This window comes from Desulfovibrio sp. 1188_IL3213, from assembly GCF_036763145.1.
Classification (GTDB): Bacteria; Desulfobacterota; Desulfovibrionia; order Desulfovibrionales; family Desulfovibrionaceae; genus Desulfovibrio.
Map to the genome: position 1 here is coordinate 1 of NZ_JBAIYR010000073.1, position 7,990 is coordinate 7,990.

Genomic DNA, 7,990 nt, shown 5'->3' on the forward strand with positions numbered 1-7,990 from the left:
ATACCCCAGGCGCGTCTCGGCGCGGCTGATGTCAGCCAGACTGTGGCGCACGTCGCCCGCGCGGAAATCGCGGTGTTCAACAACGGCATTGGCGGCTTCGGGCTTGTGGCGCGCCACTTCTTCGCGGATAAGGGTAAAAAGCTCGTTAAGGGTCGTGCGCTGCCCAAAGGCCACGTTGTAAACGGTATCGGCAGCCTCGCCCTGGGCAAAGCTCGCCAGCAGGTTGGCTTCCACCACGTTGTCGATATAGCAGAAGTCGCGGCTGGTTTCGCCATCGCCGTTCACATAGACGGTCTCGCCCTTGATGAGGCTGGCAAACCACTGGGGAATAACCGCCGCGTAGGCCCCGTACGGGTCCTGGCGCTGGCCGAACACGTTGAAATAGCGCAGCCCGACGCTGGAAAAGCCGTAACAGCGGGTGAAAACATCGGCGTACAGTTCGTCCACATACTTTGTAACCGCATAGGGCGACAGGGGGCGGCCGATCTTGTCTTCCACCTTGGGCAGCTCGGGCGCGTCGCCGTAGGTGGAAGAAGACGCGGCATACACGAAGCTTTTGGCCCCGGCATCGCGCGCAGCCACCAGCATATGCAGAAAACCCGTGATATTGCAGCTGTTGGACAGCAAGGGATCGTCAATAGAGCGCGGCACAGAACCGAGCGCGGCTTCGTGCAGCACATGCTGCACGCCTTCACAGGCCTTGCGGCAGGTATCCACATCGCGGATATCGCCTTCGATGAAGGTAAAGCGGCTCCAGGCTTCCGGCCCCACGATATCACGTACCATATCAAGATTTTTCTGATACCCGGTCAAGAAGTTGTCCAGCCCCACAACGGTCTGGCCCAGACCCAGAAGGCGTTCAAGCAGGTTGGAACCGATAAAACCCGCCACCCCGGTAATCAGCCAGCGGGAGGGAGAAGCCTGCATAGTGGCACACAGTTGGGAATACGCGCTCATGTTTGCGTCCTGTTTTTGCATTGATTTTTTTGCCCGCGCGCCGCGGCCGCAAGAGCCGGCAGACGCTTTCGGACGGCCATAATCCTACGCTGCCGGGGCGTGTCTGTAAAGCCGGGCAGGCCGCTGCCCCTGGGTCGCAAGGGCCGCGAACCGAAATTGGAGGGCAGCGTCCCCCTTTTCACTTATCCTGCCAGGTGCTATACCTTGGCGCATGCGTCCGCAAACCGCCACAACAGCGGAACAGCACGACGCGCAAAGGGAGACGCAGGCAAATGAAGATCATCGTTCTGGGCAACCAGGCCAGGTCCATGAGCAATTTCTGGAGCGTGCTGATCCGCCATATGCACCGTGCCGGACATGAGGTTGTCTGCTGCGCCCCGCCGGGAGACCCCGGATCGGAAGCGGCGCTGGCAGCCCAGGGGGCGCGCATGCTGCATTATCCCCTTGACCGCAAGGGGCTGAACCCCCTGCGCGACCTGCGCACCACCGGGGCCTTGCTGCGCCTGTTCAAGGACGAAAAACCAGACCTTCTCTTTACCTCCACCATCAAGCCCGTTATTTACGGCTGCATCGCCGCGCGCGTGGCGCGAGTGCCGCACGTGTACGCCACCATCACGGGTCTGGGATACGCCTTTGAGGCCGACAGCTTTTTCAAGAAATGCGTCAACAGGCTGAGCGCCCTGCTGTATCGCACAGCCCTGGCCGGAGCAGAAGGCATATTTTTTCAGAACGATGATGACATTGCCGTTTTCCGGCAGTCCGGCATTCTGGGCGCGCGCGCGCGCATACTCAAGGCGCGCGGAACAGGTGTGGACACAAGCCGTTTTGCCCCTGCCCCGCTGCCAGGGCTGGCGGCCGACGGCAGTCTTGAGGGTCCGCCGGTTTTTCTGCTGATAGCCCGTCTGCTTGAAGCCAAAGGGCTTGAGGAATACGCCCAGGCGGCCCGCATACTCAAGGCGGCGCACCCCAAAGCGCGTTTTCTGCTGCTCGGCCCGGCCGAACAGGGGCTTGGCAGCGTAAGCCTTGAAACCGTGCGGCAATGGCAGGCTGAGGGCTGCATCGAATACCTTGGCGAAACGCGCGATGTGCGCCCCTATGTGAGCGCCGCGCATGTGATGGTGCTGCCCTCCTGGCGTGAAGGCACGCCCACATCCATCATGGAAGGCATGAGCATGGGACGCGCCGCAGTGGTGACCGACGCCCCTGGCTGCCGCGAGGTTGTGCGCGAAGGGTATAACGGGTATCTTGTACCTTTGCGCGATCCGCAGGCGCTGGCTGCCGCCATGGAAAATTTCATCCGGCAGCCGGAGCTTATGGCCGACATGGGGGCCAACGGCCGCCGGATGGCCCTGGAAGAGTTTGATGCGGAAAAGGTCGCCGCGCGCATTCTTGAAGACATGCGCGTGCCTGTCCTTGCGTAACCGGCTGGAGCCGCGGGCATGTCCTGTCACGCGCGGCGGTTCAGCCGTGTGCGGCGGTGCGCAGGAAAAGCGGCGGCGGTACGGCTCAAGCATGACAAGCCATTGGCAAGGCTAATCTCCTTCAGAGGATAATTCGCAATGATAAGCAGCTATCGCATGGGTCTTTTGCAGGTGCTGGACCTGATCTGCATCCTGCTGGCCCTAGCTATTTCAGGCATGACGACCATTGCCCCGGATCTGAGCGTTTTTGACGATTACACCGGGGCATCGCTGTTCACCATTTTTTTCTACATGCTGTTTTTCTACATCCTTGATGCCTACAATGTGGGCAACGAGGACTTCAAGGAGACAACGGGCCGCGTGATCGTGGCCTGCCTGCTGGCGATCATATCCTCGGCCACTGCCTCCTATGCCTTTCAGCACTGGCGCTTTGACCGCAAGACCATCACCCTGCTTTTCGCGCTTTCTTTCTGCCTCAGCCTGCTCTGGCGCTGGCTGTACCACCTCAATGCCGACAGGCTCACCCACCCCCTGCGCATTCTGCTGGTGGGCGTGGACCGCGCGGGCAAGGTGCGGCAGTTGCTGGCCGAAGGTCTGCCCCAGGCGGAAATCATCGGTTATGTGGGCGAACGCGATCAGGGACCGGATGCCGGTCCTTGCCTTGGCCCGCCCTTTCTGGCCCTGGACATAGCCCAGGAAAAAAATGCCACCATGATACTGCTGCTGCCCGATGCGCCCATTGATGACGACATCGCCCACGAGCTTTTGCAAGCCAAACTGCGCGGGCGCATGGTGGTGGACATTCGCAGTTTTTACGAACATGTGGTGCAGCGTCTGCCGCTCTCGCAGATGACCGATGAGTGGCTGCTGCAAACCGAAGGCTTTTCGCTGAACACGCGCGGCTCGCTGCGGCGCCTCAAACGGGCGCTGGATGTGCTGATTTCGCTGCTGCTGCTCATACCGGCCACGCCCATCATGCTGCTCACGGCCCTTATCGTACGGCTGGAGTCTCCCGGCCCGATCATTTACAAACAGGACCGCGTGGGCCTTTTTGAAAAGGAATTCACGGTTTACAAATTCCGCTCCATGCGGGCAGATGCGGAAAAGGACGGCGCCGTATGGGCCAGCGCCCAGGACAGCCGTGTCACCTTTTTCGGCCGCTTTATCCGCAAGGTGCGCATCGACGAACTGCCGCAGATATGGAACATCCTTAAAGGCGACATGAGCTTCATCGGCCCGCGCCCCGAGCGCATGGCCTTTGTACAGAAGCTCAAGGAAACCATACCCTACTACAGCCTGCGGCATACGGTGAAGCCCGGCCTCACCGGCTGGGCGCAGGTGTGCTATCCCTACGGCGCTTCCGAAGAAGACGCCCGGCGCAAGCTGGAATATGATCTCTATTACATAAAGAATATGTCCATCCTGCTGGATATAAACATCATCTTCAAAACTATCGGCGTGGTGCTCTTTCCCAAGGGCGCGCGCTAGAGCAGTTAACGAATGAAATGAGTTAACTGCTCTGCAAGGATTTTCTTGAAAATCCTTGCCACGAAATGCGAGAAGGCAGGCTTTTGCCTGCCGTAAGCGAGCATTTCAAGTGTTAAATACTCCAGCCGGACAAAGGGCCGCTGCCCGGCTTCGGCCATGCAGCCTGAGCAGGCAATGCAAAGCCCCGTCACGCGGATCAGCAACTATCCGCGCGACGGGGCTTTTTAGAGCAATTTTACTTTCAAATTACTCTACAATTCCAAGAAGATATATTCTTTAAATTAACGCGCCATTACCGGCACATACAATTCAAAAGGCGCCCCGGGATTCCAGTCCGGGGGGTACAGCTCAAAGCACGGGGCCTGCTCATTATAGGCATACGCCTCCTGGCTGGCGAACCACTTTTCAAAAATGAACATGTAGGCCTCCCCGATGTTTTCCAGGTTCGGCACGCGGCAGGCCGCGTACGTGCCTGCCGGGATGACATGGTGTCCCATGTCGGCAGGAAGCTCGCGCCCGTCCGCCTCCATAGCCGCCCAATACTCGATCTCCTCGGCATTGAGCATGCAGGAAACACCGTAAAAGGGCTTGCCCGCAATATCCGCCACACGTGGTCCAAACTGCTGCCAGATGGCAGGACAATCCTCGTGGGCACGGGCTATCGAGGTGCGAACCTTCATGCCCATCAGGCGCGTCGCAGGAAAATCCGCAACTGTTATCTTAAATTCGCTCATAAAATGCTCCTTATTTGAGAATGCTTCATTTGATGCACAAAAAAAGGGACTTTTATAAAAAAGTCCCTTTCTTATGCACCATCATATTGAACGTATTACGGGGCTGCACGGGCAGACGCCCGCCACAGGGGCATCAACGTGACATGCCAGTGCGGGCAGGCGCAGAAGCAAACCCCGTAACGCATTGAGAACATGTGTTCTCAAAAGTAAAACGCTCCTGAATACGGCATGCGGCAAAAGCCTCTATTTTTTCTGCAGCTTGAGGCGCTGCACCACGGCTTCTGCGCCCAGCGAGGCGAATTCCGCCACATCCCGGCCTTCGCGGGCGCTCTGGGGCAAAAGCAGTTCCGGCAGGTTAGCCAGACTTTTGTCCGGCGACACACCGTACTCGGCCGGGAAGGCGTCGTTGAAATACATGTCCTGAAAACCGGCAAATTTCAGAGCATGGGCAGTGGCGTCAAGCACCGCATGCTCATGGTCGCCCACAAGGCCCAGAGCACGGGCATTGCGCAGGCCGGCCAGACATTCGCCCCCCTGGGTGCAGGCAATGTGGCCGTGACGGTTGGCCGTTATCATGGCGTCCATAATCTGCTGTTCGGTCACGCGCACCACCTGGAAGGCGCGTTCGCCGCCGCTTTCCATAAAGCGCTCGGCCAGCATGCGCACACGCGGGAATGACACGGGATTGCCGATCATGGCCGCCTGGGCCACACTGGGCTGCACAGTCACAGGCTGCCAGCTGCGTGAGCTTGCGGGCGCGTCGTAGTACCGCCACACCGGGTCGGCATGCTCGGACTGCACACCAAAAATGCGCGGCAGGCCCGTAATGATGCCGAGATCAAGCATCTTCAGGAAACCCGACATGATGGCGGTCACGTTGCCCGCATTGCCGATGGGCACAAAGAGGCACTGATCCGTCATGTCCCAGCCGTACCACTGGGCCACTTCGTACGCATAGGACTCCTGCCCCAGAATGCGCCAGCTGTTCTTGGAATTGAGCAGGGCCACGCGATAGTTTTCTGCCAGCAGTTCAACGACCTTCATGCAGTCGTCAAACACGCCGGGCAGTTCCAGCACTGTGGCGCCGCTGCCAAGGGGCTGCGAAAGCTGCTGGGGCGTCACCTTGCCGTGGGGCAGCAGCACCACGGATTTGAGCGGAGCACCCACATACGAGGCATACAGGGCCGCCGCCGCCGAAGTATCACCGGTGGAGGCGCAGACCGTCAGCACTTCGTCCCACTGGTTGCGGCGGCAGAGCCACTTGAGATAGCTGAAGGCACAGGCCATGCCCCTGTCCTTGAAGGAGGCGCTGGGGTTCTGCCCGTCGTTCTTGTAGGCAAAGGCCACGCCCGTCATGTCGCGCAGGGCGGCGGACGCTTCCACCACAGGGGTGATGCCCTCGCCCAGACAGACGATATCGTCTTCGTCCAGCAGGGGGGCCAACAGTTCGTAATAACGGAAAATGCCCTTGAGCGCCGTGGAACGGCTGGCGCAACGGTCGTCAAAAATCTTTCGCCATTCCTGGCCGCTACGCTCCTTGAGCTTTGCAAAATCCAGGTTTTCCAGCAGAAAAACACCGCCGCACTGCGGGCAGGCATACAGCAGGCTGTCGCCCGGATAACGCGCACCGCAATCAAGGCAGACATATTCCATGCGGCCGCGATAGGCCGGAAAATCCGCGTGGGCCATGTGACGAACTCCTTTTGGCATCGGGAACAGAAACCGTTTTTCCAGCGACGGACAGGCCGCCGACCGGAGCAGTCCACGGTCGGAATGCTCCGGAACATTTCACCTTTGGAAATCTGCCCCCCAAATGTATTCAAGGGCTGGCGGCACCCGGATAAACAACCTTGCTGATGACGCCCTGTCGGCCTGCCAGAGGATGTGTGGTGCAGGATTCCTCACCGTGGCCGTTGCAGTTTCCGGCAGGTACGCGGTGGGCGCGTCCGCCAAAAACCGCGCGCAGGCGGCGGCGCAGAAAGAGCAGGGTAAGAAGGGAAAGGCAGATAAAGGTAATGAGCTGCCAGGCGAAGCCCAGGCCCATAAGGGCGGCCAGAGCCGCTGCCCATGCGCCCACACCGAAGAAGAGCAGAACCATGGCCGGGGTCATGAGTTCGGCCACAAAAAAGGCCGCCCCCAGAATAAACCAGAGCAAAGGCGCGTTCATAATGTCTTCCGTGCGGCCAGCCGTGTGCGCCGGGGCGGTGTGCCGCTGTTTTTTCTGTCTTGCATGGCGGAGGCGCTGCCTGCGGGGCAGGCCCCCGCCATGCCGTGTAAAACCGTTGGGCCGCTACTGCTGCGGACCCTGGTCAAAGTCGACAACACGGCCCTGAAGCCAGATGTAGGCATCAATGGCCTGTCCCGCCTCAGGTTCAAAGTCGCCCAGGGTCATCTTTGACGCATAGATGACAAGGCGCATGGACGGGCGGTTTTCAAAGGGAAAGGTCACGTACAGGGCTTTGACGGGCATTTGTTCCAGCTGGTAGTCCTGCACTTCTTCAATAACGGCGCGCATCTGGTATTCGCAAAAATTGCGGCCGGGCATGATCATGTGACGATCGCTCACATCTACCTGAAGGGGCGGCACGTCCAGGCGTCCCTTGCCGGGATTGGCCTCAAGCCATGCCTCGGCGTGGGCTTCATACTGCGGCCCCTGGGTGATGGTCATGTGGTCCAGCAGGGCCTTGCGCACGGCAAAGGCCAGACCGGCCAGCAGAAAGGTGTGTGTGATCTCCGGGGTGAGGTCGTTCTTGTCGCGGCCATAAAGGGGGTCGAAAAACCACATGGGGTTCTTGCCCTCGATCATGCTTACCGCCACGTTGGCCCCAAGGCCGCTCTGCCAGGGAAAGACGCCCTCGACCGTCAGGTCGTTGGGCAGGCCGTCCAGCAGGGGAACGGCAGAAACAGGATTCAGCTTTTCGCCTTCCTCTCCTACCATCAGAACAGAAGCGCGCACGGGCTGATCCTGCGGCCAGGCCATCATAATATGGTCTTTGCCGCCGTGCTTCCACTGCCACGAAGGGCGCGTACCGCCTTCGTGCAGGACAGTGCCCACAATCTGGCCCATGATTTCCACCGGGTTGCGGCCCGTCAGCACGACCCAGGCATCGCCCAGGGCTTCGTGGTGTATGCGGGCGTGGTCCTCGGCGTGGTCTTGAGCTTCTGCCCCATCAGCGGCGTGCTGCTTCACGGAATTTTCCTTGTCAGTGGCTTCAGGCTCGCCGCTTTTGTTCTTTTTGGACATGGGAATTTCCTTTATCGCTCTTTCAGCGGCTGGCCGGACGCGCCTTGCGCCCGGCCGGGCCGTTTCAATTCAGTCTTTGGTGGTGACGGTCAGCGCCTGTCGCCACGATCATTACGGTCGCGACGGTCACGTCCGCCACGGTCGCC

General features: G+C 59.8%; 8 protein-coding genes. 2 read left to right on the forward strand and 6 right to left on the reverse strand.

Annotated features, from left to right (window positions below):
* Positions 1-957 (reverse strand): SDR family oxidoreductase (locus V6C16_RS05260; protein WP_333542851.1); only part of this gene is annotated, 957 nt, incomplete at its 3' end.
* Between the two features lie 272 nt (positions 958-1,229).
* On the opposite strand from V6C16_RS05260, the gene V6C16_RS05265 reads away from it, so the two are divergent.
* Together V6C16_RS05265 and V6C16_RS05270 are read left to right on the forward strand one after the other, a co-directional pair.
* Positions 1,230-2,378 (forward strand): glycosyltransferase family 4 protein, encoded by a 1,149-nt coding sequence (locus V6C16_RS05265; protein ID WP_333542852.1) that lies wholly within the window; start codon positions 1,230-1,232, stop codon positions 2,376-2,378.
* A gap of 138 nt (positions 2,379-2,516) precedes the next feature.
* Entirely contained in the window at positions 2,517-3,866 is a 1,350-nt protein-coding gene (locus V6C16_RS05270) for a sugar transferase (RefSeq protein WP_333536241.1), read from the forward strand.
* 5 nt (positions 3,867-3,871) lie between these two features.
* On the opposite strand, the gene V6C16_RS05275 is transcribed toward V6C16_RS05270, so the two are convergent.
* The 5 genes from V6C16_RS05275 to V6C16_RS05295 all read right to left on the reverse strand — a co-directional run bounded on the left by V6C16_RS05275 (position 3,872) and on the right by V6C16_RS05295 (position 7,844).
* Positions 3,872-4,069, reverse strand: coding sequence for a hypothetical protein (locus tag V6C16_RS05275; protein WP_333542853.1), 198 nt, complete (start codon positions 4,067-4,069; stop codon positions 3,872-3,874).
* A gap of 78 nt (positions 4,070-4,147) precedes the next feature.
* Positions 4,148-4,600, reverse strand: coding sequence for a GyrI-like domain-containing protein (locus tag V6C16_RS05280; protein ID WP_333536244.1), 453 nt, complete (start codon positions 4,598-4,600; stop codon positions 4,148-4,150).
* Positions 4,601-4,843: 243 nt separating this feature from the next.
* Positions 4,844-6,289: a threonine synthase gene (thrC, locus tag V6C16_RS05285; RefSeq protein WP_333536246.1), complete on the reverse strand. Its 1,446-nt coding sequence runs from the start codon at positions 6,287-6,289 to the stop codon at positions 4,844-4,846.
* Positions 6,290-6,419: 130 nt separating this feature from the next.
* Positions 6,420-6,767: an NfeD family protein gene (locus tag V6C16_RS05290; RefSeq protein ID WP_333542854.1), complete on the reverse strand. Its 348-nt coding sequence runs from the start codon at positions 6,765-6,767 to the stop codon at positions 6,420-6,422.
* 123 nt (positions 6,768-6,890) lie between these two features.
* On the reverse strand, positions 6,891-7,844 hold the full coding sequence (locus tag V6C16_RS05295; RefSeq protein WP_333536890.1) for a hypothetical protein: 954 nt from the start codon (positions 7,842-7,844) through the stop codon (positions 6,891-6,893).
* Between the last annotated feature and the right edge of the window lie 146 nt (positions 7,845-7,990).

Excerpts from the sequence above, each read along its gene's own strand:
- V6C16_RS05265 (WP_333542852.1), top strand. The coding sequence starts at position 1,230 with ATGAAGATCATCGTTCTGGGCAACCAGGCCAGGTCCATGAGCAATTTC.
- V6C16_RS05270 (WP_333536241.1), top strand. The coding sequence starts at position 2,517 with ATGATAAGCAGCTATCGCATGGGTCTTTTGCAGGTGCTGGACCTGATC.
- V6C16_RS05280 (WP_333536244.1), bottom strand. The coding sequence starts at position 4,600 with ATGAGCGAATTTAAGATAACAGTTGCGGATTTTCCTGCGACGCGCCTG.
- thrC (WP_333536246.1), bottom strand. The coding sequence starts at position 6,289 with ATGGCCCACGCGGATTTTCCGGCCTATCGCGGCCGCATGGAATATGTC.
- V6C16_RS05290 (WP_333542854.1), bottom strand. The coding sequence starts at position 6,767 with ATGAACGCGCCTTTGCTCTGGTTTATTCTGGGGGCGGCCTTTTTTGTG.
- V6C16_RS05295 (WP_333536890.1), bottom strand. The coding sequence starts at position 7,844 with ATGTCCAAAAAGAACAAAAGCGGCGAGCCTGAAGCCACTGACAAGGAA.